The organism is Bacillus sp. A015 (genome assembly GCF_053851875.1).
On the sequence record NZ_JBSPZB010000004.1, the window covers coordinates 208,806 to 230,716 of the forward strand.

A 21,911-nucleotide genomic window follows, 5' to 3' on the forward strand; every position below is an offset into this window, starting at 1 on the left:
AAAATCCCCTTTTTATCTCAAATTTGATTATTGTATTTTTTTGTTAATCATGTTAAAGTCGTATCAATATGGGGAAGCTCCTACACTTCCCGTACCTTCCTTACTTGCAACAACCCTATAATGTACAAGTAAGAAAATTGACTGATCCCGAGCGGATCAGTTTTTTATTTACCTTCTCTGTCTCCGCTCCACAATGCATCAGTACGCCCTATGAAATGTTCGCAAGCTCTGCAATACGCTTTTGAACCTCCATAATGTAATAACGAATCATACATTGCGTGCTGATCTTCTTCCAAATCTCCATTGGAATTGTAAAAGACGGTAGCTGAACCCGTGACCCTTTCTTTTGTAAAAAAGCCCGTTTCACTCTTGCAGCTTGGACAAACGATTTTATTAGTCATGCTTGTACCTCCAATAAATCTATTTAATGTGATGAAAATCATAAGCGGGTTGACTCCTTACTCTCCGAAAAATCCGGCAATAATGATGATGCTAATGAAAGTTAGTAGTATGAAAATGCCTTGTCCCATTGAATCGCTTTTTGCTAGAATCAGATTCCCTTGAATTCTCAAGTCATCATTTTTTTTGACTAACATAGGAATGACAAAATCGGGTACTTTTAGATGAGTCGCTGCGTCCTCAATTTGCATTGTTTGGTTTTTGCAGGCTTTGACGGTATGCAACAACTCGATATGTTTAGGTAGACTCATAGTTTTTCAGCCCCCCAATTACCCGTGCGGAAGGTTGGTGACGGTTTTAATTCCTCTCGGTAGATAATAGGGTGCTTCTCTATATACGCTTCGAGTTCTTCTTTAGTCATTTTCCATACCTTCACCGGACCCGGCGCATATGGATTTTCTTTATTTTCGTCCATTTTCATTTCCTCCTATCAATTCGGATTTATAAATATTTAATTGTCGACTTTCCCCACTTTTGGGGAACAAACGAAACTTTATCCCCTGGATTGTTCTTTCAGCCAAGTTATTAAAAACTGTTCGCATTCTTTTGCGGGAAAAAGCCATTTTGTGCCGACTCGATATTTTGGAAACCTCGAATCATAAAAAAATGTTTCTTTTATGAAGTTGAGACTCATGTTTGTTTGCTTGCATAATTCTTTTGTGTCCCAAAATGTAACCCTGTGTTCTATTTGTTCAAGACGCTTTTCAAGCTCTTTGAACACCTTTTCTTCTAAAAGAGTTTGATCAATTTGAAAAGTTAGCATTTTTTACTCACCACTTTCCTTTATACCTAGAATCTTACGAATGTGTTTAGCGTGTTCTTGCGCTTTCTTACCTGTTTTTTTCCCGTTGATAATATCGCTAACATAAGGACAGGAAACGCCTAACAACTCCGCTAACTGCTTTTGCGTTATACCTTGCTTATACATTTCTGACTTTACTCTAGCAGCAGTAAGAATTGACATTTCACAGTTAGCCTCCTTCCAAAAAATATAAAAAGCTAATTAATTAGCTAAATTCCATTGACCTTTTTATGCGTATAGTTTAATATATACCCATAGCTAAATAAGACTTTAAAAAGCCTGTAATTGTACATTTCATTGCTCCCCAGCGTCTAAAATGTATTTTTCGTAGGTCGTATTTTTTATTGTCTTTTAGCTAACTAATTAGCTTATGTCACCAATGTTAAACTATAAGTGTAAATTAATCAAGTGTTTTTATGCTTAAAATTTAATTTTGTTTGACTAGCTCATAAGGATGGTTGATATGACGGTTTTTGACATAGTGAAAGAGTTATGCAACGAAAGAAAAATTTCTATTAATGATTTAGAACAATCGCTTGGCTATTCAAAAAACACTTTATACAGGTTAAAAACTCAAACCCCTGGAGCTGATAAACTCCAAAAAATTGCGGATTTTTTTGACGTGTCAACGGATTACCTTTTGGGACGCACAGAAGTTAAAAGAAATTTTGATTTAACGGAAAAAGATGAGAAGGACATACAAAAGGAATTACAAAAAATCATAAACGGACTTGAAGGAAATAGTTATGCTGCCTTTGACGGTCAATCCATTGATGACATGGAAGAAGAAGATAAAGAGCTTTTAATCGCAAGTCTCGAGAACACTTTGAGAATAGCAAAGAAAATAGCAAAACAAAAATACACTCCTAAAAAATACAGATAAGGGATGATATTTTAAATCATGGGCGATATTACTGAAACTGTTTCAAAATTACAAAGTAGATTTAAATCAACTAATCCTTTTTTCATTGCCAATAAACTTGGAATCATTACAATACATGAAGATTTGGGGAATACCCTCGGATACTACAGCAAACATTTTCGTACTAAATTCATTCACATTAATGAAAAGGTAAGTGAAAAATCTAGTTTCTTTGTATGCGCTCACGAGCTAGGACACGCCTTGCTTCATAGCGACTCTAATACTCCATTCTTGAAAAGAAACACTTTCTTTTCAACTGAAAAAATTGAACTGGAAGCAAACTTTTTCGCAATGCATTTATTGTTTTCTTCCGTTCAAAGGGGTATTACTTATTGTGAATTCAAGGATTATGGCATTCCGAAAGAACTTGTACAAAATTACCGCAGTATTTTTTTAAACAAAAACCGAACAAATGTTCCTAAATGACTCTGAAAATAAAAGCAGGGAGTGAACTATCTTGGCTAGTTTCAGACAACATGAAAACGGTACTTGGGAATATAGAATTAGATATAAAGATAAAAGAACAGAAAAGTATAAAGAGAAATCAAAAAGGGGCTTTAAAACAAAAAAAGAGGCTAGGATCGCTGCGGAAAAAACGGCGAACGATCTTGCATATGTTGGTTTTGATTCAACAAACGAAACAGTCGGGGGATACTTTCCCGTTTGGTTAGAAGTATATAAAAAACCATCCGTAAAAAAAACGACCTACTCTTTACAAGAAAGAACTATTAGAATCAATATTCTACCTAGATGGGAACATTATCGTTTAAGAGATATTGAACGGAATGAATATCAAAAATGGTTAAATGAATTGATTGAAAAATATAGCGAAGGAACTATTAGAAGAATTCACAGTATAATGAATTCAGCTTTAAATGAAGCTGTTCATGATTTTAGAATCCTTCGAGAAAACCCGTTGGTAAACATAAAAATACCTAAAAAGAAGGAGGAGAAAAAAGCATTAAAATTCTTGACTCTTTCACAAACTGAAAGTTTTTTAAATCAAGTAAAAACACCTGTTAAGAATGCAAAATATGCACATTCAATTCAGTATTACGTCCTTTTCACTTTAATTGCAAGAACAGGTTTACGGATTGGAGAGGCTCTCGCATTAACATGGGATGATATAAATTTAAAAGATGGAGAGTTAACAGTTGATAAAACTCTTATATATCCCTTGAATACTCAACCTTACATTTCAACACCTAAAACACAATCTAGTTACAGAACAATAAAACTTGATGATCACACAGTATCGTTATTGAAAAAACACCGAGTTAACAGACACGAAGTCGTTTTGATGTACACCAATTATGTTCAGCCGGAAAATAACATTGTGTTCTTTCAACATGAGGGCAAATGGTTAAAAACAAATGTTGTGAGAGAGTATTTCAAAGAAGTCTGTAAAAGGGCAAATCTTCCCGTTCTGTCTCCACATGCTTTAAGACATAGCCATGCTGTACACCTTTTAGAAGCTGGCGTGAATATTAAATATGTATCAGAACGGTTAGGGCATTCTAGTATAAAAACAACCGCAGATAAGTATCTCCATGTCACCAAAAAAATTGAGGACCAAGCAATGGAAATGTATCTGCGGTATGTTCAATAATTAAATTTTGTGGGTGTTTTGTGGGTGCTTAATAAAAATGTAATGCCTAAACACCTTTAATCCCCGGTATATCAACGGTTAACCTATACTACCTTCCATCTCGAACTTAATCAAGCGGTTCATTTCAACGGCGTATTCCATTGGCAGTTCTTTTGTGAATGGCTCGATGAAGCCCATGACGATCATTTCTGTTGCTTCTTCTTCCGAAATTCCGCGGCTCATCAAGTAGAATAGCTGCTCTTCTGATACTTTTGATACCTTCGCTTCGTGCTCTAATGAAATGTTGTCATTTAAGATTTCATTGTAAGGGATCGTATCAGATGTTGATTTGTTATCCATGATGAGTGTGTCACACTCGATGTTGGAGCGTGCACCCTCTGCTTTACGTCCGAAGTGAACGATTCCGCGGTACGTAACTTTACCGCCTTGTTTGGAAATCGATTTCGATACGATCGTTGAAGATGTGTTTGGTGCAAGGTGAATCATTTTTGCACCTGCATCTTGGTGCTGACCTTTACCTGCTAGGGCAATACTTAATGTCATACCACGTGCGCCTTCACCTTTTAGGATGACCGCTGGGTATTTCATTGTCAGCTTAGAACCGATGTTTCCATCAATCCATTCCATTGTCGCATTCTCTTCACATACCGTACGTTTTGTGACAAGGTTGAAGACGTTGTTTGCCCAGTTTTGAATCGTTGTATAACGGCAGTAGCCGCCTTTTTTCACGATGATTTCAACAACTGCACTATGAAGTGAATTTGTTGTGTAAACTGGTGCTGTACAGCCTTCTACGTAATGCACATGCGCGCCTTCGTCCACGATGATGAGTGTACGCTCGAACTGACCCATGTTTTCAGAGTTGATACGGAAGTATGCTTGAAGTGGTGTATCTACTTTTACGCCTTTTGGTACGTAGATAAATGAACCACCAGACCATACAGCCGAGTTAAGCGCAGCAAATTTATTGTCAGTCGGCGGAATGACTTTTGCCCAGTGCTCACGGAAGATGTCTTCGTTCTCTTTTAATGCGCTGTCTGTATCTTTAAACACAATCCCTAGGTCTTCAAGGTCTTGCTTCATATTGTGGTACACAACTTCAGATTCATACTGAGCAGATACACCTGCTAAATACTTTTGCTCTGCTTCTGGGATTCCAAGCTTATCAAAGGTTTGTTTGATTTCTTCTGGTACTTCATCCCAAGAACGCTCAGAGCGCTCTGATGGCTTTACGTAGTACGTAATTTCATCAAAGTTTAATGCATTTAAATCTCCGCCCCATTGTGGCATCGGCATGTTGTAAAAGTGCTCAAGAGATTTCAAACGGAAGTCGAGCATCCACTGAGGCTCATCTTTCATACGAGAAATTTCTTCAACGATTTCTTTTGTCAGTCCGCGCTCTGAACGGAAAATGGAAACGTCTTTATCAGAAAAGCCGTATTTATATTCACCAACATCTGGCATTTTTTTAGCCATCCATTTTCACTCCAATCTTATGATTTGCCGTTATCTTCGGCAGATGCGCCTTTTTCAAGCGCCTTCCAGGTTAATGTTGCACATTTGATGCGGGCTGGGAATTTTGCCACTCCCTGCAGCGCCTCAATGTCACCAAGATCAATGGAATCGTCGTATTCTTTTCCTTGCATCATATCGGAGAAAATCTGAGACATTTTCAAAGCTGTTTCAATATCTTTCCCTTTAATCGCCTGCGTCATCATAGAGGCAGATGCCATGGAAATGGAGCATCCTTCTCCTTCAAATTTCGCATCAGTGACTTTTTGGTCTTCGATTTTCATCGTTAGACGAATGCGGTCACCACACGTTGGGTTGTTCATATCGACGACAATGCTGTCGTTTAACACACCTTTGTTTCTCGGATTTTTATAATGATCCATAATCACTTGTCTGTACAGTGTGTCTAAGTTTACATTAAAAGACATTCGTAAAATACTCCTTTGTCTTACGGAGCGCTGCGATGAGCCCGTCAATCTCTTCTTCTGTATTGTACAGATAGAAGCTTGCTCTTGCAGTCGCTGATACACCAAGCCATTTCATGAGCGGCTGTGCACAGTGATGTCCAGCACGAATGGCGACACCTTCCGTATCCAGAACAGTTGACGCATCATGCGGATGGACGTCATCTAAGTTAAACGTCACAAGTCCAGCCCGGTGCTGCGGTCCATAAACAGTCGCACCTTCAAGCTCCTTAAAGCGCTCAAGCGCGTAAGTGGCAAGCTGATGCTCATAGCGGCTGACTTCCTCCATCCCGATGTCATTTAAGAAATCAATCGCTTTTCCTAGTCCAACTGCTCCTGCAATAATCGGTGTTCCCGCTTCAAATTTCCACGGCAGCTCTTTCCAAGTGGAATCATACAGATCCACAAAGTCGATCATTTCACCGCCAAACTCAGCAGGCTCCATATTATTCAAAAGGTCCTTCTTCCCGTAAAGCACACCAATACCAGTCGGTCCACACATTTTATGCCCAGAGAATGCGAAAAAGTCACAATCTAGATCTTGAACATCAATTTGCATGTGCGGGGTGCTTTGCGCACCATCGACGACAATGATTGCACCATGATCGTGCGCAATTTTGGCGATTTCTTTAATCGGGTTGATGGTTCCTAATACGTTTGAGACATGTGTGACAGCGACGATTTTCGTTTGATGTGTGATCGTTTGCTTCACATCTTCAAGCGATAGCGTGCCGTCTTCCTGTAACGGAATATATTTTAATGTGGCTCCAGCTGCTTTTGCTGCTTGCTGCCAAGGGATGATATTCGCATGATGCTCCATGTGCGTAATGACAATCTCATCGCCTTCTTTGAGGTTTGCTCTGGCATAGCTGATCGCCACTGTGTTCAGTGCTGTTGTTGTACCTCTAGTAAAAATAATCTCTTGAACAGATGAAGCACGAATGAATGCACGAACTTTCTCTCTTGCACCCTCGTATGCGTCCGTTGCTTTCGTTCCAAGGGTATGAACACCCCGGTGGACGTTCGAGTTGTAAGACCGGTAATACTCATTCATTGCATCAATGACGACTCTTGGTTTTTGAGAAGTCGCTGCACTGTCCAAATACACCAAATCATGTCCGTTCACTTGCTGATGAAGGATTGGAAATTGCTCACGAACGTCTTTGATATTCATTATTTTACTTTCCTTTCAATCACAGAGATGAGCTGCTTTTTAACTCCTTCAATCGGCAGTTCTTTAACAACTGGATTTAAGAAGCCATAAATGACAAGTCTTTCTGCATCTTCTTTGGAAATCCCGCGGCTCATGAGGTAATACAATTGAATCGGATCTACACGTCCAACAGAAGCAGCGTGTCCTGCTGTTACATCATCTTCATCAATTAAGAGAATTGGGTTTGCGTCACCGCGTGCTTTCTCACTCAGCATGAGGACACGTGATTCCTGCTCTGCATTTGCCTTCGTTGCGCCATGCTCAATTTTGCCGATTCCGTTAAAAATAGAGGATGCTTGATCCTTCATGACACCATGCTTCAAGATATACCCTTCAGAGTTTTTACCGAAGTGGATGATGCTTGTTGTAAAGTTTTCCGTTTGATTCCCGCGGCCGACAACAACTGATTTCGTATCACCGAATGTGCCGTCGCCCATGAGGTTTGTGATGTTTTCAGACACTACGTCTCCATCATTCATAAGGCCAAGCGCCCATTCGATTTTACTGTCACGGCCATTTGCCATACCGCGTCTGTTCACATACACTGTGACACCTTCTGCAAGGTTATCTACTGCGCCGTATGTGACGCGAGCGTTTGCTCCTGTGAATACTTCAGAAACGATGTTGAAGATCGCTTCTTTCGGCTTTGCCGTACTAATGTAGTTTTCTACATATGTGACAGCACTATGATCGTCTGCTACAACGATGACATGGTTGAACAAAGTCGTTTCGTCATTTTCATGAAGGTAGACTGCTTGAATTGGTGCTTCAAGCTCCACATTTTTCGGTACATAGAGGAAAGCTCCGCCATTGACTAAAGCAGCATGTAAAGCTGTTAGTTTATGTTCATCCACTTTCACCGCATCTGTCATGAAATATTTTTCCACTAAATCTGAATGTTCGCGGATCGCTGTATGAATATCAGTGAAGATCACGCCTTTGTCTTTTGCTTCAGCTGAAAGAGACAAGTATGCTGGCGTTTGATCACGCTGAATGTAGACCGTCTTATCTGTGTCCTCTAAATCAATAAGAGATTTCACTTCTTCAGGAAGCTCTTCTAGTGATCCAAATGGCGCACTTTCGACTGTATGCTGCTTGAAATTTGTTAAGTTCCATTTTGAGATATTCGTTTTGTCAGGCTTTGGCATCGGGAGATCTTCTGCTTTTTCAAGAGCCTGTAAGCGAAGGGAGCTCATCCATGCCGGTTCCTGATGCTTCTCGGAGAAGCTTTTGACATAATCTTGATCTACTGATAATTTCGTTTCTAATGTCATCAATAATCCTCCTAACGCTTACGCTTCTTGACCAACAGTTTCGTCTTCGATTCCTAACTCTTTTTTAATCCAGTCATAGCCTTCTGCTTCTAAACGCTGTGCAAGCTCTGGTCCGCCAGATTTCACGATACGTCCTTGCATCATCACATGTACATGATCTGGTGTGATGTAGTTCAGTAGACGCTGATAGTGAGTGATCATTAAGCAGCCGAAGCTTTCGCCGCGCATTTTATTAATTCCTTTAGAAACAACTTTCAGGGCATCGATATCAAGGCCAGAATCGATTTCGTCAAGGATGGCAATCTTTGGTTCAATCATCATCAATTGAAGAATTTCGTTACGTTTTTTCTCCCCGCCTGAGAAACCTTCGTTAAGGTAGCGCTGTGCCATATCAGGGTCCATTTCAAGGAACTCCATGTTTTCGTCCATTTTGCGGATGAATTTCATAAGTGAGATTTCTTCGCCTTCTTCTCTGCGTGCGTTAATGGCAGAACGAAGGAAGTCCGCATTTGTGACACCACTGATCTCAGATGGGTATTGCATAGCAAGGAAAAGACCCGCTTGTGCGCGCTCATCTACTTCCATTTCAAGTACATCTTCGCCATCAAACAAAATGCTGCCTTTTGTTACTTCATACTTAGGGTGACCCATAATTGCAGCAGATAAAGTAGATTTACCTGTACCGTTTGGTCCCATTACTGCGTGGAATTCTCCACCTTTTATCTCGAGGTTTACACCCTTTAAGATTTCTTTCCCTTCAATCTCAACGTGCAAGTCCTTAATTGTTAATGTCGAAGCAGTCATATATCGATACCTCCAAAATAATCATTATTCTCATTTTATTCTCATTCTAATCTTATAACAAATTAAAAGTGAATACAACACATTCACGATAAGCGTGAGAGGATGCTCTCAAAATTCTAACAAAAAATGCAGGTAGATAAAAGGATTTATGTCGAAAAGACTGTTTCCATAAAGAAAGGACGGGAAACTGTTCTCCCCGCCCCTTAGCAATCAATAGCCTCGTATATTCATTTTTGCGAGCTGCTTTTTCTCATCTCGATAGGACTGCTCTCGTTTATATTCAACTTTCATCCGTAAGTCATGGTCTCTTTCGTACTCTGCATAGCTCATGCCATGAGATTTATGCATGGCCTTTTCCATCTCGGCGGTATAATCCAATCCCAGTGTACTCTGGTCCGAACAAATAATAAACCATTCCCTTCTTTTAGTGTAGCTTTATTATATCAAAGGCATGCTGCTTCACTCAAAAGGGATATAACGCGTTATGCTGGCATATTTTCTCACACACTCGGATGAGAAGCACTCAACTCTCCGAGATGGAAAGATACCATGTTTTTCTTCTCTTAATGCGTCTGTCCTCCAAACTCATCAATACATTGCTGAACGACAGTGATTCCTTGGCTAAGGGCTGCCCCGCCTCCAAACGCTGCCGCCACACTGACGACCTCTAGTAAATTCTCTTCTGTCGCCCCTTGATCGAGCGCTCCCTTTGTATGATAAATCATGCAGTATTCATCTTGTGCATGAATACTGATGCCAAGGGCAATCATTTGTTTTTCTTTTTGCGTTAATGAATCGCTCTGGAAGCACTGCTCTGTAAATTCATTAAATTTCTTCCCAAACACCGGCATTTTCTTCTGAAATTCACCCATTGCGGTTTTATAATCCGTTAGTGATTGCTGCATGGATCCGCTCATATGCTGTTCGTTCATCTTGTTTCCATCCCTTCAGGTCATTTGTACGTTTTTATTATGAGCGAGATTTGAAAAAATACACAAAAAACCTCGCTTTGATGAAAGCGAGGTTGAAATGTTGTTATTCAGATACAGGCAATACTGCACCGTCATATTTTTTGTCGATAAATTCTTTGATTTTATCAGAGTGAAGAACTTCCATTAACGTCTTGATCTTATCTGATTTTTCTTCATCTTTGCGAACAGCCACGATGTTTGCATATGGGTTGTTCTTTGTTTGCTCAAGTTCGATTGAATCTTTTTTCGGATTCAATTTATTTTGGATCGCATAGTTTACGTTGATAAATACAGCATCGCCTTCACTGTTTTCATAAGCTTTCGCAGTTAATTCAGGCGCGATTTTTTTGAATTTGAGGTTCTTTGGATTTTCTTTAATGTTCTTTACTGTTGCGTTGATTGTATCAACCTTTGGATCAAGCTTGATGACACCAGCATTTTGCAGAAGAGCAAGCATACGGCCTTGTTCAGCTACGTTGTTTGTCATGATGATCGTTCCGCCGTTTGGAATATCTTTCACTGATTTGTATTTCTTAGAGTAGATACCGAAAGGCTCTAGGTGAACAGCACCAGCACTTACCAGGTTATAATCTTTGTTAGATTTATTTTCTTCGTTTAAGTAAGGGATATGTTGGAAAAAGTTCGCATCCACTTCTTTTTCAGCTAAAGCTTTGTTGTACATTTTATAATCGCTAAGCACTTTCACTTTTAAATCGTAGCCTTTTTCTTTTAGAAGTGGTTTTGCTTCTTCAAGAATCTCGGCATGTGGTGTTTTTGAAGCCGCAACCGTGATGGTTTTGCTTTCGCTTGCGTTATTAGATGAACCGCATGCAGCTAAAATGCCTGCAAATGCTAGAAATAGTGCACTTAAAATCAATTTCTTCATGAATAAATCCTCCCCTAACGTTTATCAATTTTATTTGTAATCAAATCACCGATTATTTGAATAATAAAGACGATGATGAGAATAAACACAGTGGCTACTAGTGTGACATCAGTATTACCAGATTGGTATCCTTCCACATAGGCAAGATCACCAAGTCCGCCTGCTCCAATTGCACCTGCGATCGCAGTAGAGCCAATAAGAGCAATGGCTGTCACGGTAATGCCTGAAATAAGGGCTGGCAGTGATTCTGGCAACAATACTTTGAAAATAATCGTAGACGTTTTAGCTCCCATGGATCGTGCTGCTTCAATGACTCCTTTGTCTACTTCACGCAGTGCAATTTCAACTAGACGTGCGTAGAAAGGAGCTGATCCAATGACAAGGGCAGGAAGTGCTGCATTTGGACCTAAAATCGTATGCATTAAGAATTTCGTAAACCCTAGTAAAAGAATAATTAAAATGATAAAAGGAATCGATCTGAAAATGTTGACGACTGCACCGATGACAGCATTAATCGGTTTATTTTCCCAAAGACCACCTTTTCCTGTAAGGAAGAGCAGGAGCCCAAGAATAATACCGATGACAAAGGCAAATGCCAATGAAATGAGTGTCATATACACCGTTTCACCCGTTGCATTCCAAATGACATCTAGGTCAACGTTCGGAAACCATTTCTCAAACATGTGTCATCACCTCAATTTCAACCTGTTTGCTTTGGATATAGGCGATGGCTTTTTCAACCTCGGTCTCTTCTCCATTAATATGGATAAAGAGTGTTCCAAACGCGCCTTCCTGCGTTTGAGAAATCTTTCCTTGAAGGATGTTCACATCGACCTCAAAAGATCGAACGATTTCAGTGATCAGCGGCTGCTCGGCAGAATCGCCGATAAAGGACAACCGTACCACCTGACCTTCTTTTACTCGCTCTAAGACGTGTTCGATTGTTTCTTTCGCTTCCTCTGGTTCAGCGAGCTGTTTCACAAATCGCTTCGTCATTTCTTCCTTCGGCTGTCTGAAGACGCGTAATACTTCGCCTTCTTCGACAATACGTCCATTCTCCATCACTGCCACACGATGACAGATTTTGCGAATGACGTGCATTTCGTGTGTGATGAGCACAATCGTTAGCCCTAATCGTTTATTGATATCAGCTAAAAGATCAAGGATGGAATCTGTTGTTTGCGGATCAAGTGCAGATGTTGCTTCGTCACACAGAAGAACCTTTGGATCATTGGCTAATGCTCTCGCAATTCCCACACGCTGCTTTTGCCCACCGCTTAGCTGAGAAGGATAAGCATTTTCTTTTCCTTCTAAACCGACCAATTTAATTAGTTCATTTGCACGGGCTCTCCGTTTTGACGTCGGAACACCTGCAATTTCGAGCGGGAACATAATATTTTGTCTTACTGTTCTTGACCAAAGTAGGTTAAAGTGCTGAAAGATCATGCTGATTTCCTGTCTTGCTTTACGAAGTTTCGCATTCGATACTTCATTGATCCGGTTGCCTGCCACTTCAACAATTCCTTCTGTTGGCAGCTCCAGACCGTTTAACAGGCGAATAAGAGAGCTTTTGCCCGCGCCGCTATACCCGATAATTCCGAAAATTTCACCTTTATCAATATCCAAGTTGACGTCTTTCACTGCGTCAACATTTCCGCTTTTTGAGTAGTACGTTTTTGATACATTCTGTAAATGGATCACAGTCTGATCACCTGCTTTCTTGCTGAATCTATAGATTGTCATCACATACGTTCATTTATTCTTCTACTATCATGACTCTAGCCTGCTGCCAGATCAGTAAAAAAGACCTAACTGCAACGCAAGCAGAAAGGCCTTTTATTTCAAATACGCCTTTCTCTCATCTTTCAAAGCGTTGCGGCTTTGAGTGAATTGGCACCAATTTCAGCTATGCTGACGGTTGCCGGGTTTCATAGGGCACGTCCCTCCACCTCTCTTAATAAGAGAAAATATGTTGTTTTATGTGATGTTCATGTTTTTACTAACGTAGAATATCATGCTACCCGAGATATGTCAACGCTGTAAACCGCTAATTTCCAAGTAAACGACTACGTTATCATTTTCCGAAAAAAACCGTTCGTCAGCCAAAGCACAGCCTCTAGTCTGAGAAGCGCGCGGAATGAGCCTTTGACTTTGACTTGTCCCCTGCTGATAAGCTGCTGCAAGGACATGTCTCCATCTAATAATTGTAGAATTTCTTTCCTCTCACCATAGAAGATGAGATCCGATAACTCAATTGCAGGCAGTTTCTTCACTTCACCACGTTCATCCACAATCAATGTACAAGAGTCCGTTTCCGCCTCAAATGTAATCTTCAAGGATGATGAGGAGAGCAGCGGCTTTAACAATAATCGCTGCCCAGCGTTTCCATGGGCTTTCACTTTTTCCACATGTATAACCTCCCTGTCATTTGGTTATACATAACATTTCTCTACAAACATCGGCTTGTCCTTTATAAACAGCTCGACAAATTTTCAAATGAATTGCTTGAAATATGACTAAAAACCGCTTTATTTAGCGGTTTCAATCATTTCATGAAGATATGGAACTGAGTGAAAGGCATAGCCTTTTTGCACAATCTCACCTTTTTTAAACAGTAGAAAGCAAGGCACACTTTCGATTTCAAATGCTTTCGCAAAGCCTGGTGAGTAGTTTAAATTGTTCTCGTAAAATGGAACATCCGGCTGCATGGCATCTACGACTGTCAGCATCTTCTTTGCCACCTGGCATGTTCCGCAAAACGGAGTATATAAGTACAAAAGAAATAAATCGTCCTCTATCTCCTTCAATTCATGCTCTTCAATCTCTTTCATATACGTCCACCCTCATAAATATTTCGAATGAACATCAATGTTTGCAGCTAATAGGATAGATGCAATGTGGGCTGACGGTGAAGCGGCCACTTCTCGGTACGTTCTGTCGACAAACAGATGAAGTGCTTCAGGGAATTCTTTTCGAAATTGCTTCCGCAGTTTGTCGCCAGCATCGTCACTGTCTGCTAATATGTAAACGTCTTTTCCTAATAAATCGTCCACGAGCTGATCCAGCTTCGATGTACTGATCGTGCCATTGGTGCAAATGATGGTAACAGGTTCACTAATGACTTCTTTTAGCTTTTGTTTGTCTGATTTACCTTCTACAATGATGACCTTTTCTATCTCGACGTTCATCACGATCACCCGGCCCTTTTGACGTTGATTCACTTCTTCCTTAGATTACAATCTTTCATTCAGGTTGTAAAGATTAGGCACTTGATCATCAAAAAGACTGCAGCTTATGCTCACTGCAGCCTTATCTGTGATTAGCACCAGCCATTTTCATCGTCACAGTCTACATATTGTTCTGTCCCGTCGGTCAATGTATCAGACAGACGATAAAAACGATTTTGATCATAGGAATAACCCGATTTTAACTCATATTGATTCTCACTAATCATCGTACCAATCTCTTCATTTTGATGATAAAGCACCATGCCGCTTTCTTTGAATCGCCCAGTGACATGCTCTGTTATATCCACCTGTTCTTTTTGAAAAGACAAATTGGACACCCCCCATAAAGGTAGAGTGTCCAATTTCACATGAATTAGTCTTCTTTTGTCATTTCTTCATATTGCTCAGCTGTCATTAAGTTCTCGATTTCAGACGCATCAGCTGGTTCTACAACAATCATCCATGCTTTTTCGTATGGAGAGTCGTTCACGAATTCCGGGCTGTCATCCAGCTCATCGTTCACTTCAACGATTGTGCCGTTGATCGGTGCGTAAAGTTCAGAAACTGTTTTGACTGATTCTACACTTCCGAAAGGCTCGTCCGCTGTGATTTTGTCTCCTACTTCAGGAAGCTCAACGAACACGATATCGCCTAGCTCAGATTGAGCAAAATGCGTAATACCGATGCGCACCTTATCTCCTTCTACTTTGACCCACTCATGTTCTTCTGAATAACGTAAATCTTTTGGTGTGCTCATTCAATACCCCTCCAGTCTTTTCTTTCCGTCTATATTGAAGATACCACAATCTGAATGAAAGTTACATCATTTCCAGACGCTTTTAAATGTATCTTCATTAAATCCAACTGTGACTCTTTTACCGTCTGTTGTAATCGGACGCTTGATCAGCATTCCATTAGACGCGAGTAATTCTAGCTGCTCGTCCTCTGACATTGCAGGAAGTTGATCTTTCAGCTGCAGCTCCCGGTATTTCTGTCCGCTTGTATTAAAGAATTTCTTCAGCTCTAAACCGCTTTTTTCGTAAAGTGCTTTTAGGGTTTCTTTATCAGGCGTCTCTTCGACGATATGTATGCTGTTGATGTCTTTATTGTGTTCTTCCAGCCACTTTTTTGCTTTTCGGCATGTACCGCAAGATGGGTATTCGTAAAAATCTAAAGCCACCATTTTCACCTCCTGCAAATTGTGACAACATTTTATCACAAAATATTTTAAAAACCTAAATGTATGCTTACAAAAAGGCGCGGAGTTGTATCCGCACCTTTCGAATTGTTCTTATACGATATATTTCTCTGCTTCGAAGATACGTTTAGCTACCTCACGCTTTTTGGCGATGACGTTGACCGGAGTGAATCTTGTCAGCTTGCGAAGGGCTGATAAGCTCATGCGGAGTGAATCCCCTTCTTCCATCGCGATCAATGATTCTTTTGCATGGGCTTCAATCTTTAAAAAGGCTTCCTGCGTGAAAATTTGTGTGTAGGCGAGCTTTTGAGCGTTCTTTTCTGCGCCTGATGCAGCGATGGCTTTTTCTGTACGCAGGACCGCTGATTCAGCTGCAAAAATTTCATTGACGATATCCGCTATATTCACAAGAATCTCCTGCTCTTTGTCTAATGCTTTCCCGTATTTCATCGCTGCCATACCTGCCACCATTAAGGCGATCTTTTTCGCATGGACGAGCAAATATTTTTCTTGATCGAGCGGCTGATCACCTGGTTCTTCCGGCATCATCATCATCAGCTCTTCCTGCAAGGTTTGTGCTTTTTGAAGAAGAGGAAGCTCCCCTTTCATCGCTTTCTTCAAGAATGTGCCTGGTACAAGCAAACGGTTGATTTCGTTTGTCCCTTCAAAAATACGGTTAATCCTTGAATCACGATAAGCTCTTTCCACCTCGTATTCTTGCATGAATCCGTAGCCGCCGTGAATCTGCACGCCTTCATCCACAATATAATCTAATGTTTCAGAGCCAAGCACTTTACAGAGAGAGCATTCAATCGCATATTCCGCAATGGATTGTGCAATTTGTTTCCCGTCCTTCTGCTCTTCTTCACTTAATAGACCCATCCGCTGTTCAAATAGCCCCACTGTACGGTAAACAGCACTTTCCATAGCATAGAGCTTTGCTGACATGTTGGCTGCTTTTTCACCAATTAAGCTAAATTGAGAAATCGGTGTTTTGAACTGCTTACGCTGGTTCGCATATTCTGCTGATAATTGAATGACCCGTTTTGACGCACCGATTGTGCCGACTGCCAGCTTATAGCGTCCGATATTCAAAATGTTAAAGGCAATCACATGTCCTCTGCCTGCTTCACCAAGCAAATTCTCCTTCGGTACTTGGGCATCTTCCAAAATTAACGTTCTCGTTGATGATCCCTTAATGCCCATCTTTTTCTCTTCAGGTCCCGTTTTGACACCTGGGAAATCCTTTTCGACGATAAAAGCAGAGAAGTGTTCACCATCAATCTTCGCATAAACCACAAAGACATCTGCAAATGCGGAGTTCGTGATCCACTGCTTTTCCCCATTGAGGACATAATGTGTTCCAGCTTCATTCAGGACCGCGGTTGTTTTTGCCCCAAGTGCGTCAGAGCCTGACCCTGGCTCCGTTAATGCGTACGCCGCAATGGTCTCTCCAGAGGCGAGTCCAGGCAGGTACGTTTCCTTTTGCGCTTGATTTCCGAACAGCACGATCGGCAGAGAACCAATGCCGACATGAGCGCCATAGGAAAGTGAGAAGCTCCCTGCTCTGGCGAATTTTTCAGTAATGATGGCTGAACTGATTTTATCTAACCCGAGTCCGCCGAATTCCTCAGGCACGTCCGCTCCAAGCAGTCCAAGCTCTCCAGCCTTTTTTAGAAGCCTGACAGAATGCTCGAATGCATGATTTTCAATTTGATCTATATGCGGGACGACATCTTGTAAAATGTAATCCTCTGTTGTCTTCCCAATCATCTGATGTTCATCAGAGAAATCCTCTGGCGTAAAGATATGCTCATAATTCGTCTCATCAATTAAAAAACTGCCACCCTTTTTCACATCTTCCATTGCTTTCATACTGTTCTCCCCCTTTAGATCAATTCAAAAATGCCCGCTGCTCCCATGCCCCCACCGATACACATCGTCACAATGCCAAATTGCTCGTTTCGTCGTTTCATTTCATGAATGAGTGACAGCGTTAGTTTCGTTCCTGTACAGCCTAGCGGATGTCCTAACGCAATTGCCCCGCCATTGACATTCACCTTCTCTTCATCGATCCCTAAATGACGAATGACTTGAATGGCCTGAGACGCAAAGGCTTCGTTTAATTCAAACAGCCCGATGTCCTTCAGCTCTAGACCAGCAATTTTCAGCGCACGCGGAATGGCTTCAACCGGTCCAATTCCCATGACTTCAGGTGGTACACCGCCAACAGCAAACGCTCGAAACTTTGCGAGCGGCTGAAGTGAGAGAGAGGATGCTTTTTCGCGATCCATCATCATGACACATGCCGCCCCATCACTCGTCTGCGAAGAGTTTCCTGCGGTCACTGTGCCTCTTGTTGAGAAAGCAGGTCGTAAGGTTGAGAGAATCTCCTCTGTAGTGCCCGCTCTCACACCTTCATCCTGTGAGAACGTAAATGGATGTTCTTCTAATTGATACTGCTCTCCTACCCGTCTTTCTGTCACATCAACGGGCACAATTTCATCTGAAAATTTCCCCTCCTGCAATGCCTTTGCTGCCTTTTGATGGCTTCTCACCGCAAAAGCATCTTGATCTTGCCGTGTGACCTGATACTTTTGCGCCACTTGCTCCGCTGTATGCCCCATGCTCATATAGTATTCAGGCGCTTGCTCTGCCAAAAGAGCGTTTGGACGAATGGAGTGACCCATCATTGGGACTTGCGACATCGATTCGACGCCTCCGGCTAAAATGGTTTCTGCCTGCCCCAGCATAATTCGTTCACCAGCATAAGCGATAGACTGAAGACCAGACGAACAGTAGCGGTTAATGGTGATGGCAGGTACGGTATAAGGCAGCCCTGCTAATGCCCCAATATTCCGAGCCACATTTAACCCTTGCTCTGCTTCTGGCGTCGCACATCCGATAATCAAATCATCGATCTGTCCGTCGTAATCTCCGGCACGCTTTAGCGTTTCTTTTACACACAATGCGCCCATATCATCAGGTCTGACATGTTTTAACGATCCTTTTTTGGCCTTCCCTACTGGTGTTCTTGCGCCAGCCACAATGACTGCTTCTCTCATTTTGACTCCCCCCTAGTTACGTAAAGGTTTTCCTTTGACGAGCATGTGCTGCATGCGTGCCTGTGATTTCACTTCTCCCACAAGACTTAAAAAGGCTTCTCTTTCAAGCTCTAACAAGTATTGTTCCTCCACCTCTGTACCAAATGGCAGTTTCCCGCCAGAAATGACATGAGCTAATTTTTTCGCAATGGTCATGTCATGCTCTGAAATGTATCCAGACAGTCTCATATTTTCAGCAGCCAATATCATCGCTGCATAGCCTGTTTCTCCCATGACAGGTACCTTTTGCTTGAGCGGCGCACGATAGCCTGCTTCATCAAGAGAAAGAACCAGTTGTTTCGCATCATAGATCAGGTGATCTGCGTTCATACTAATCCGGTCGCTCACGCGAAGCATGTTCATATCCCGCGCTTCCTCAGCTGAAGTTGATACTTTTGCCATTGCAATTGTTTCAAAGGTTTGCAGCGTCGCATCTTGTATAGCGGCCTGCGTCGGCTTAGACGCTCCTTGCAGGTGGCGAAGATATAATTCTTTGTTTCCACCGCCACCCGGAATCAGTCCGACCCCCGCTTCCACAAGTCCCATGTACGATTCACTGGACGCCTGTATAGCCGATGCCGGAAGACAAAGCTCTGTTCCGCCTCCTAACGTCATCCCAAACGGTGCAGTAACGACCGGACGCTCGCTATATTTCACCTTCATCATCGCCTGCTGGAACCTGCGGATCACAAAGTCAATTTCAAAGAAATTATCGTCCTGCGCTTCCATTAAAATCAGGGCAAGGTTAGCGCCAACACAGAAGTTCTTCCCTTGGTTGCCGATGACAAGCCCTTTATAATTCTTTTCCGTTTCATCTATTGCACGATTGATCATATCAATAATATCAAGCCCAATCGCATTGCTTTTAGAGTGGAATTCAAGCAAGGCGACATCATCACCAATATCGATGAAGCTTGCACCTGTATTTTTGAAAATGACACCCTGTTTCTTTTTCAATCTGGCTAGAGAGATATTTTTTTCGTTTCCTTTTTCCTGTTCATAAACCCCATTCTGATAAAAGGCACGCTCTCCTTCGTCATTCTCTTGATAGAATGTTTCATGTCCTTCTGACAGCATGTCTTGCACCCACGCTGGGATGCTGTGACCTTCTGCTTCCATTCGCTCGGCGGCTTTTTTGACACCAATCGCATCCCAGAGCTCGAATGGGCCATGCTGCCAGCCAAATCCCCATTTCATGGCGTTATCGATGGACTGGATATCATCCGCAATTTCGCCTTTTAAATGAGCTGAATAAAGAAGTACAGGCGCCGTCATGTTCCAGAGCAATTGTCCTGCACGCCCATCTTGATAAATAAGCGCTTTCAATTTCGCTTTTGTTCCCTTTTGCTGCTTGGCAATCTCAATACCCGGGTCCTTCAGCTTCGTCCGTTCTCCATATGTGAGTGTCACAGGATCAAGCTCTAGAATGGTCTTCCCATTCTTTTGATAAAACCCTTGCCCTGCTTTACTGCCAATCCACCCTTTTTCGAGCATTCTTTCAATAAACTCAGGCAGCTGGAAAATATCCTTCTCCTTTCCTTCTACCTGTTCATATACGTTGCGGGCCACATGAGAAAACGTGTCGAGTCCGACCACATCAAGTGTACGGAAGGTCGCACTTTTTGGTCTGCCTATGAGTGGGCCTGTGACAGAATCCACTTCTCCGATTGTATATTTGTTCTCAAGCATTTCTCGCACTGTGACAAGAAGTCCATAAGTCCCAATACGGTTGGCAATAAAGTTCGGTGTATCTTTCGCTTCAACAACGCCCTTGCCGAGTACATCCTCACCAAATGTTTTCATAAATGTGAGTACTTCTGGATCTGTTTCTCGAATAGGAATGATTTCTAAGAGCTTTAAATAACGAGCTGGGTTAAAAAAATGAGTGCCTAAGAAGTGGCGTTTAAAATCATCTGATCGGCCTTCTGCCATTTTTTCAACAGAAATACCGGATGTATTGCTTGATACGATGCTGCCTTCTTTTCGGTGTTCGTCGATGAGAGAGAATACGTGTTGTTTAATGCTGAGCTTTTCAGTGACGACTTCGATGATCCAGTCAGCATCATGTAATAAGGAAAGGTGATCTGTGAGATTTCCGGGTGTGATGTATGATAGGTTTTTCGCTGAAGTAAGAGGTGCCGGCTTTTGCTTTAACAATTTTTTCATCGCTTCTTGACTTAATCTATTCCGAACACTAGGGTGATCAAGCGTTCGCTTTTTTGCCGTTTCTTCCTTTGTCAGTTCATTTGGCACAATATCTAGCAATGTTACTGGTATCCCGATATTGGCTAGATGCGCAGCAATGCCTGAGCCCATGACACCTGAACCAATGATAGCCGCCTTGCGAATATGTTTGCACATAAATATCCCCCTAAACATTTTGAATGAACAGTCATTCATTTTTTGTCCAAAAAAAAGCAATACCTCTTTCTTTATCTTAAAAGATTTTCCGAAACAGTTCAATAGCAGATTTCAAAAATTTACACATTCTCATGTGCCTGACTTTGCAGCGTATGAATTAAAGACGAGAGGGAATTGTAAGAATGGAGGTGATGTCCACATGTCTCGTTTGAAGAAAAACCCATCGAAAGCAGGCGTAAGTGCTGCAAGTGTAAAAGGAAACGCAGGTCCATCACAGGAAGCAGACCTAGGCGGAAAAAAGACCAGTCAAAATCAGCAATATAAAAAGAATCAGTAACGAAACAAAATCGTAAGGAGGATCACACATCTTGAACAATCAGCAAATGAATATGCCCCCACAGGTGATTTCAGTAAAGGATTCTTTGTACTTAGAGGATATGCTGAACTGGAATTTGATTGCCATGAAAAAGGCTCACTTTATGGCCGAGCATTGCCAGGACCAAACATTGAAACAAGAATTAAATCAAGTTGGCCAAATGCACCATCAGCATTACACACAAATTCTTCAGCATTTAGGCAGCTCAGGGCAAGGCCAGTCTACTGGCTTTATGCAATAGGAGGAAAAAATATGGAACAGCAAAACCAACAAAAAATCGGGAATCCACAAACTCCGGTTCCCACAACAACAAACATGAACGATCGTGATTTCGTCACAGATCTCTTGTCGACTGAAAAATATATGACAAGTGGATACAACACAGCGCTCAATGAATTCAGTCATGAATCTCTTTACCAGGATATTCAGCGAATTGCGCTCGAAACACAGAAAACACAAAGACATTTATATGATGTCATGTTCCGATATGGCTGGTATTCTGTTGAAGCGGCTGATCAGCAAAAGCTCCAGCAGGCACACCAGAAATTCCAGCAAACACTGACAGATCAATCCCCGTACGGATCATCACACATGTCATAAAGAAAAAAACTGCCAGTATGGGACTGACCCCCGTTTTTGAGACAGGGATCAAAACACCTTTATACAGCCAATTGCCGATAGTTTATCGGTGATTGGTTGTTTAGTTTCGTTTGAATGCGAATGTTGTTA

At 41.7% G+C, this 21,911-nt stretch carries 30 protein-coding genes and 1 riboswitch; of the genes, 6 read left to right on the forward strand and 24 right to left on the reverse strand.

Annotated features, from left to right (window positions below; genetic code table 11):
- Window positions 1-164: 164 nt before the first annotated feature.
- The 5 genes from ACSLGF_RS05610 to ACSLGF_RS05630 all read right to left on the reverse strand — a co-directional run bounded on the left by ACSLGF_RS05610 (window position 165) and on the right by ACSLGF_RS05630 (window position 1,423).
- Complete coding sequence (locus tag ACSLGF_RS05610; RefSeq protein WP_456003216.1) at window positions 165-401, reverse strand: hypothetical protein; 237 nt, start codon at window positions 399-401, stop codon at window positions 165-167.
- 57 nt (window positions 402-458) lie between these two features.
- On the reverse strand, window positions 459-710 hold the full coding sequence (locus tag ACSLGF_RS05615) for a hypothetical protein (protein ID WP_456003218.1): 252 nt from the start codon (window positions 708-710) through the stop codon (window positions 459-461).
- On the reverse strand, window positions 707-874 hold the full coding sequence (locus ACSLGF_RS05620) for a hypothetical protein (RefSeq protein WP_456003219.1): 168 nt from the start codon (window positions 872-874) through the stop codon (window positions 707-709). The genes ACSLGF_RS05615 and ACSLGF_RS05620 overlap by 4 nt, the downstream gene beginning before the upstream one ends.
- 78 nt (window positions 875-952) lie before the next feature.
- Window positions 953-1,222, reverse strand: coding sequence for a group-specific protein (locus tag ACSLGF_RS05625; RefSeq protein WP_251190850.1), 270 nt, complete (start codon window positions 1,220-1,222; stop codon window positions 953-955).
- A gap of 3 nt (window positions 1,223-1,225) precedes the next feature.
- The gene (locus ACSLGF_RS05630) at window positions 1,226-1,423 is read right to left on the reverse strand and encodes a helix-turn-helix transcriptional regulator (RefSeq protein ID WP_251190849.1); all 198 of its coding nucleotides are present in this window, start codon (window positions 1,421-1,423) and stop codon (window positions 1,226-1,228) included.
- A gap of 301 nt (window positions 1,424-1,724) precedes the next feature.
- Between ACSLGF_RS05630 and ACSLGF_RS05635 the strand changes: the two genes are divergently transcribed.
- From ACSLGF_RS05635 to ACSLGF_RS05645, 3 genes are read left to right on the forward strand one after another with little or no spacing between them, the layout of a single operon-like run.
- Window positions 1,725-2,144, forward strand: coding sequence for a helix-turn-helix domain-containing protein (locus ACSLGF_RS05635; RefSeq protein ID WP_456003221.1), 420 nt, complete (start codon window positions 1,725-1,727; stop codon window positions 2,142-2,144).
- Between the two features lie 18 nt (window positions 2,145-2,162).
- Window positions 2,163-2,609 carry an ImmA/IrrE family metallo-endopeptidase gene (locus tag ACSLGF_RS05640; protein ID WP_456003222.1) on the forward strand — a complete coding sequence of 149 codons (447 nt, stop codon included), beginning with the start codon at window positions 2,163-2,165 and terminating at the stop codon, window positions 2,607-2,609.
- A gap of 31 nt (window positions 2,610-2,640) precedes the next feature.
- Window positions 2,641-3,792 carry a site-specific integrase gene (locus tag ACSLGF_RS05645; RefSeq protein ID WP_456003224.1) on the forward strand — a complete coding sequence of 384 codons (1,152 nt, stop codon included), beginning with the start codon at window positions 2,641-2,643 and terminating at the stop codon, window positions 3,790-3,792.
- Between the two features lie 78 nt (window positions 3,793-3,870).
- Here the strand turns inward: ACSLGF_RS05645 and sufB are convergent, their stop codons facing one another.
- The 19 genes from sufB to ACSLGF_RS05740 all read right to left on the reverse strand — a co-directional run bounded on the left by sufB (window position 3,871) and on the right by ACSLGF_RS05740 (window position 20,806).
- Window positions 3,871-5,268 (reverse strand): Fe-S cluster assembly protein SufB, encoded by a 1,398-nt coding sequence (gene sufB, locus ACSLGF_RS05650; RefSeq protein ID WP_456003226.1) that lies wholly within the window; start codon window positions 5,266-5,268, stop codon window positions 3,871-3,873.
- A 17-nt stretch (window positions 5,269-5,285) separates the two neighbouring features.
- Window positions 5,286-5,732, reverse strand: a complete 447-nt coding sequence (sufU, locus tag ACSLGF_RS05655; RefSeq protein WP_456003228.1) for a Fe-S cluster assembly sulfur transfer protein SufU — start codon at window positions 5,730-5,732, stop codon at window positions 5,286-5,288.
- Window positions 5,722-6,942 (reverse strand): cysteine desulfurase, encoded by a 1,221-nt coding sequence (locus tag ACSLGF_RS05660; protein WP_456003231.1) that lies wholly within the window; start codon window positions 6,940-6,942, stop codon window positions 5,722-5,724. Before ACSLGF_RS05660 ends, sufU begins: the two co-directional genes overlap by 11 nt.
- The gene (sufD, locus tag ACSLGF_RS05665; RefSeq protein ID WP_456003233.1) at window positions 6,942-8,255 is read right to left on the reverse strand and encodes a Fe-S cluster assembly protein SufD; all 1,314 of its coding nucleotides are present in this window, start codon (window positions 8,253-8,255) and stop codon (window positions 6,942-6,944) included. Before sufD ends, ACSLGF_RS05660 begins: the two co-directional genes overlap by 1 nt.
- Window positions 8,256-8,273: 18 nt before the next feature.
- A complete protein-coding gene (gene sufC / locus ACSLGF_RS05670; protein WP_099727012.1) occupies window positions 8,274-9,059 on the reverse strand; it encodes a Fe-S cluster assembly ATPase SufC in 786 nt (261 codons plus the stop codon).
- A 210-nt stretch (window positions 9,060-9,269) separates the two neighbouring features.
- Window positions 9,270-9,407 (reverse strand): hypothetical protein, encoded by a 138-nt coding sequence (locus ACSLGF_RS05675; RefSeq protein WP_456003235.1) that lies wholly within the window; start codon window positions 9,405-9,407, stop codon window positions 9,270-9,272.
- A 215-nt stretch (window positions 9,408-9,622) separates the two neighbouring features.
- Window positions 9,623-9,991, reverse strand: a complete 369-nt coding sequence (locus tag ACSLGF_RS05680; protein ID WP_003212803.1) for a carboxymuconolactone decarboxylase family protein — start codon at window positions 9,989-9,991, stop codon at window positions 9,623-9,625.
- Window positions 9,992-10,094: 103 nt separating this feature from the next.
- The gene (gene metQ / locus ACSLGF_RS05685) at window positions 10,095-10,916 is read right to left on the reverse strand and encodes a methionine ABC transporter substrate-binding lipoprotein MetQ (protein WP_456003237.1); all 822 of its coding nucleotides are present in this window, start codon (window positions 10,914-10,916) and stop codon (window positions 10,095-10,097) included.
- A gap of 14 nt (window positions 10,917-10,930) precedes the next feature.
- Window positions 10,931-11,599, reverse strand: a complete 669-nt coding sequence (locus ACSLGF_RS05690) for a methionine ABC transporter permease (protein ID WP_044140880.1) — start codon at window positions 11,597-11,599, stop codon at window positions 10,931-10,933.
- Entirely contained in the window at window positions 11,592-12,617 is a 1,026-nt protein-coding gene (locus ACSLGF_RS05695) for a methionine ABC transporter ATP-binding protein (protein WP_099727007.1), read from the reverse strand. The genes ACSLGF_RS05690 and ACSLGF_RS05695 overlap by 8 nt, the downstream gene beginning before the upstream one ends.
- 154 nt (window positions 12,618-12,771) lie before the next feature.
- Window positions 12,772-12,880, reverse strand: a riboswitch (SAM riboswitch).
- A 102-nt stretch (window positions 12,881-12,982) separates the two neighbouring features.
- A complete protein-coding gene (locus tag ACSLGF_RS05700; protein WP_456003239.1) occupies window positions 12,983-13,324 on the reverse strand; it encodes an SCP2 sterol-binding domain-containing protein in 342 nt (113 codons plus the stop codon).
- 120 nt (window positions 13,325-13,444) lie between these two features.
- On the reverse strand, window positions 13,445-13,747 hold the full coding sequence (locus ACSLGF_RS05705) for a thioredoxin family protein (protein WP_456003241.1): 303 nt from the start codon (window positions 13,745-13,747) through the stop codon (window positions 13,445-13,447).
- A 12-nt stretch (window positions 13,748-13,759) separates the two neighbouring features.
- A complete protein-coding gene (locus ACSLGF_RS05710) occupies window positions 13,760-14,104 on the reverse strand; it encodes a toprim domain-containing protein (protein WP_034317449.1) in 345 nt (114 codons plus the stop codon).
- Window positions 14,105-14,235: 131 nt separating this feature from the next.
- On the reverse strand, window positions 14,236-14,472 hold the full coding sequence (locus ACSLGF_RS05715; RefSeq protein WP_456003243.1) for a YusG family protein: 237 nt from the start codon (window positions 14,470-14,472) through the stop codon (window positions 14,236-14,238).
- A 44-nt stretch (window positions 14,473-14,516) separates the two neighbouring features.
- Window positions 14,517-14,900, reverse strand: a complete 384-nt coding sequence (gene gcvH, locus ACSLGF_RS05720) for a glycine cleavage system protein GcvH (protein WP_008347039.1) — start codon at window positions 14,898-14,900, stop codon at window positions 14,517-14,519.
- Between the two features lie 66 nt (window positions 14,901-14,966).
- Complete coding sequence (locus ACSLGF_RS05725; protein WP_034317446.1) at window positions 14,967-15,323, reverse strand: arsenate reductase family protein; 357 nt, start codon at window positions 15,321-15,323, stop codon at window positions 14,967-14,969.
- A gap of 111 nt (window positions 15,324-15,434) precedes the next feature.
- Window positions 15,435-17,216 carry an acyl-CoA dehydrogenase family protein gene (locus ACSLGF_RS05730; protein WP_456003245.1) on the reverse strand — a complete coding sequence of 594 codons (1,782 nt, stop codon included), beginning with the start codon at window positions 17,214-17,216 and terminating at the stop codon, window positions 15,435-15,437.
- A gap of 14 nt (window positions 17,217-17,230) precedes the next feature.
- On the reverse strand, window positions 17,231-18,406 hold the full coding sequence (locus ACSLGF_RS05735) for an acetyl-CoA C-acetyltransferase (protein ID WP_456003248.1): 1,176 nt from the start codon (window positions 18,404-18,406) through the stop codon (window positions 17,231-17,233).
- A gap of 12 nt (window positions 18,407-18,418) precedes the next feature.
- Window positions 18,419-20,806: a 3-hydroxyacyl-CoA dehydrogenase NAD-binding domain-containing protein gene (locus ACSLGF_RS05740; RefSeq protein WP_456003251.1), complete on the reverse strand. Its 2,388-nt coding sequence runs from the start codon at window positions 20,804-20,806 to the stop codon at window positions 18,419-18,421.
- Between the two features lie 199 nt (window positions 20,807-21,005).
- Between ACSLGF_RS05740 and ACSLGF_RS05745 the strand changes: the two genes are divergently transcribed.
- From ACSLGF_RS05745 to ACSLGF_RS05755, 3 genes are read left to right on the forward strand one after another with little or no spacing between them, the layout of a single operon-like run.
- Window positions 21,006-21,143, forward strand: a complete 138-nt coding sequence (locus ACSLGF_RS05745) for a YuzL family protein (RefSeq protein WP_003212904.1) — start codon at window positions 21,006-21,008, stop codon at window positions 21,141-21,143.
- 28 nt (window positions 21,144-21,171) lie between these two features.
- Entirely contained in the window at window positions 21,172-21,423 is a 252-nt protein-coding gene (locus tag ACSLGF_RS05750) for a hypothetical protein (protein ID WP_223249598.1), read from the forward strand.
- An 11-nt stretch (window positions 21,424-21,434) separates the two neighbouring features.
- On the forward strand, window positions 21,435-21,782 hold the full coding sequence (locus ACSLGF_RS05755; RefSeq protein ID WP_456003254.1) for a spore coat protein: 348 nt from the start codon (window positions 21,435-21,437) through the stop codon (window positions 21,780-21,782).
- The last annotated feature ends 129 nt before the right edge of the window (window positions 21,783-21,911 follow it).

Bases quoted from the DNA above. Each gene is read 5' to 3' on its own strand.
- sufB (WP_456003226.1), bottom strand. From the start codon at position 5,268: ATGGCTAAAAAAATGCCAGATGTTGGTGAATATAAATACGGCTTTTCT.
- ACSLGF_RS05610 (WP_456003216.1), bottom strand. From the start codon at position 401: ATGACTAATAAAATCGTTTGTCCAAGCTGCAAGAGTGAAACGGGCTTT.
- gcvH (WP_008347039.1), bottom strand. From the start codon at position 14,900: ATGAGCACACCAAAAGATTTACGTTATTCAGAAGAACATGAGTGGGTC.
- ACSLGF_RS05640 (WP_456003222.1), top strand. From the start codon at position 2,163: ATGGGCGATATTACTGAAACTGTTTCAAAATTACAAAGTAGATTTAAA.
- sufU (WP_456003228.1), bottom strand. From the start codon at position 5,732: ATGTCTTTTAATGTAAACTTAGACACACTGTACAGACAAGTGATTATG.
- ACSLGF_RS05710 (WP_034317449.1), bottom strand. From the start codon at position 14,104: ATGAACGTCGAGATAGAAAAGGTCATCATTGTAGAAGGTAAATCAGAC.
- ACSLGF_RS05625 (WP_251190850.1), bottom strand. From the start codon at position 1,222: ATGCTAACTTTTCAAATTGATCAAACTCTTTTAGAAGAAAAGGTGTTC.
- ACSLGF_RS05620 (WP_456003219.1), bottom strand. From the start codon at position 874: ATGGACGAAAATAAAGAAAATCCATATGCGCCGGGTCCGGTGAAGGTA.
- ACSLGF_RS05680 (WP_003212803.1), bottom strand. From the start codon at position 9,991: ATGAACGAACAGCATATGAGCGGATCCATGCAGCAATCACTAACGGAT.
- ACSLGF_RS05690 (WP_044140880.1), bottom strand. From the start codon at position 11,599: ATGTTTGAGAAATGGTTTCCGAACGTTGACCTAGATGTCATTTGGAAT.
- ACSLGF_RS05740 (WP_456003251.1), bottom strand. From the start codon at position 20,806: ATGTGCAAACATATTCGCAAGGCGGCTATCATTGGTTCAGGTGTCATG.
- ACSLGF_RS05735 (WP_456003248.1), bottom strand. From the start codon at position 18,406: ATGAGAGAAGCAGTCATTGTGGCTGGCGCAAGAACACCAGTAGGGAAG.
- sufD (WP_456003233.1), bottom strand. From the start codon at position 8,255: ATGACATTAGAAACGAAATTATCAGTAGATCAAGATTATGTCAAAAGC.
- ACSLGF_RS05635 (WP_456003221.1), top strand. From the start codon at position 1,725: ATGACGGTTTTTGACATAGTGAAAGAGTTATGCAACGAAAGAAAAATT.
- ACSLGF_RS05705 (WP_456003241.1), bottom strand. From the start codon at position 13,747: ATGAAAGAGATTGAAGAGCATGAATTGAAGGAGATAGAGGACGATTTA.
- ACSLGF_RS05630 (WP_251190849.1), bottom strand. From the start codon at position 1,423: ATGTCAATTCTTACTGCTGCTAGAGTAAAGTCAGAAATGTATAAGCAA.
- ACSLGF_RS05730 (WP_456003245.1), bottom strand. From the start codon at position 17,216: ATGAAAGCAATGGAAGATGTGAAAAAGGGTGGCAGTTTTTTAATTGAT.
- sufC (WP_099727012.1), bottom strand. From the start codon at position 9,059: ATGACTGCTTCGACATTAACAATTAAGGACTTGCACGTTGAGATTGAA.
- ACSLGF_RS05755 (WP_456003254.1), top strand. From the start codon at position 21,435: ATGGAACAGCAAAACCAACAAAAAATCGGGAATCCACAAACTCCGGTT.
- ACSLGF_RS05745 (WP_003212904.1), top strand. From the start codon at position 21,006: ATGTCTCGTTTGAAGAAAAACCCATCGAAAGCAGGCGTAAGTGCTGCA.
- metQ (WP_456003237.1), bottom strand. From the start codon at position 10,916: ATGAAGAAATTGATTTTAAGTGCACTATTTCTAGCATTTGCAGGCATT.
- ACSLGF_RS05660 (WP_456003231.1), bottom strand. From the start codon at position 6,942: ATGAATATCAAAGACGTTCGTGAGCAATTTCCAATCCTTCATCAGCAA.
- ACSLGF_RS05615 (WP_456003218.1), bottom strand. From the start codon at position 710: ATGAGTCTACCTAAACATATCGAGTTGTTGCATACCGTCAAAGCCTGC.
- ACSLGF_RS05675 (WP_456003235.1), bottom strand. From the start codon at position 9,407: ATGCATAAATCTCATGGCATGAGCTATGCAGAGTACGAAAGAGACCAT.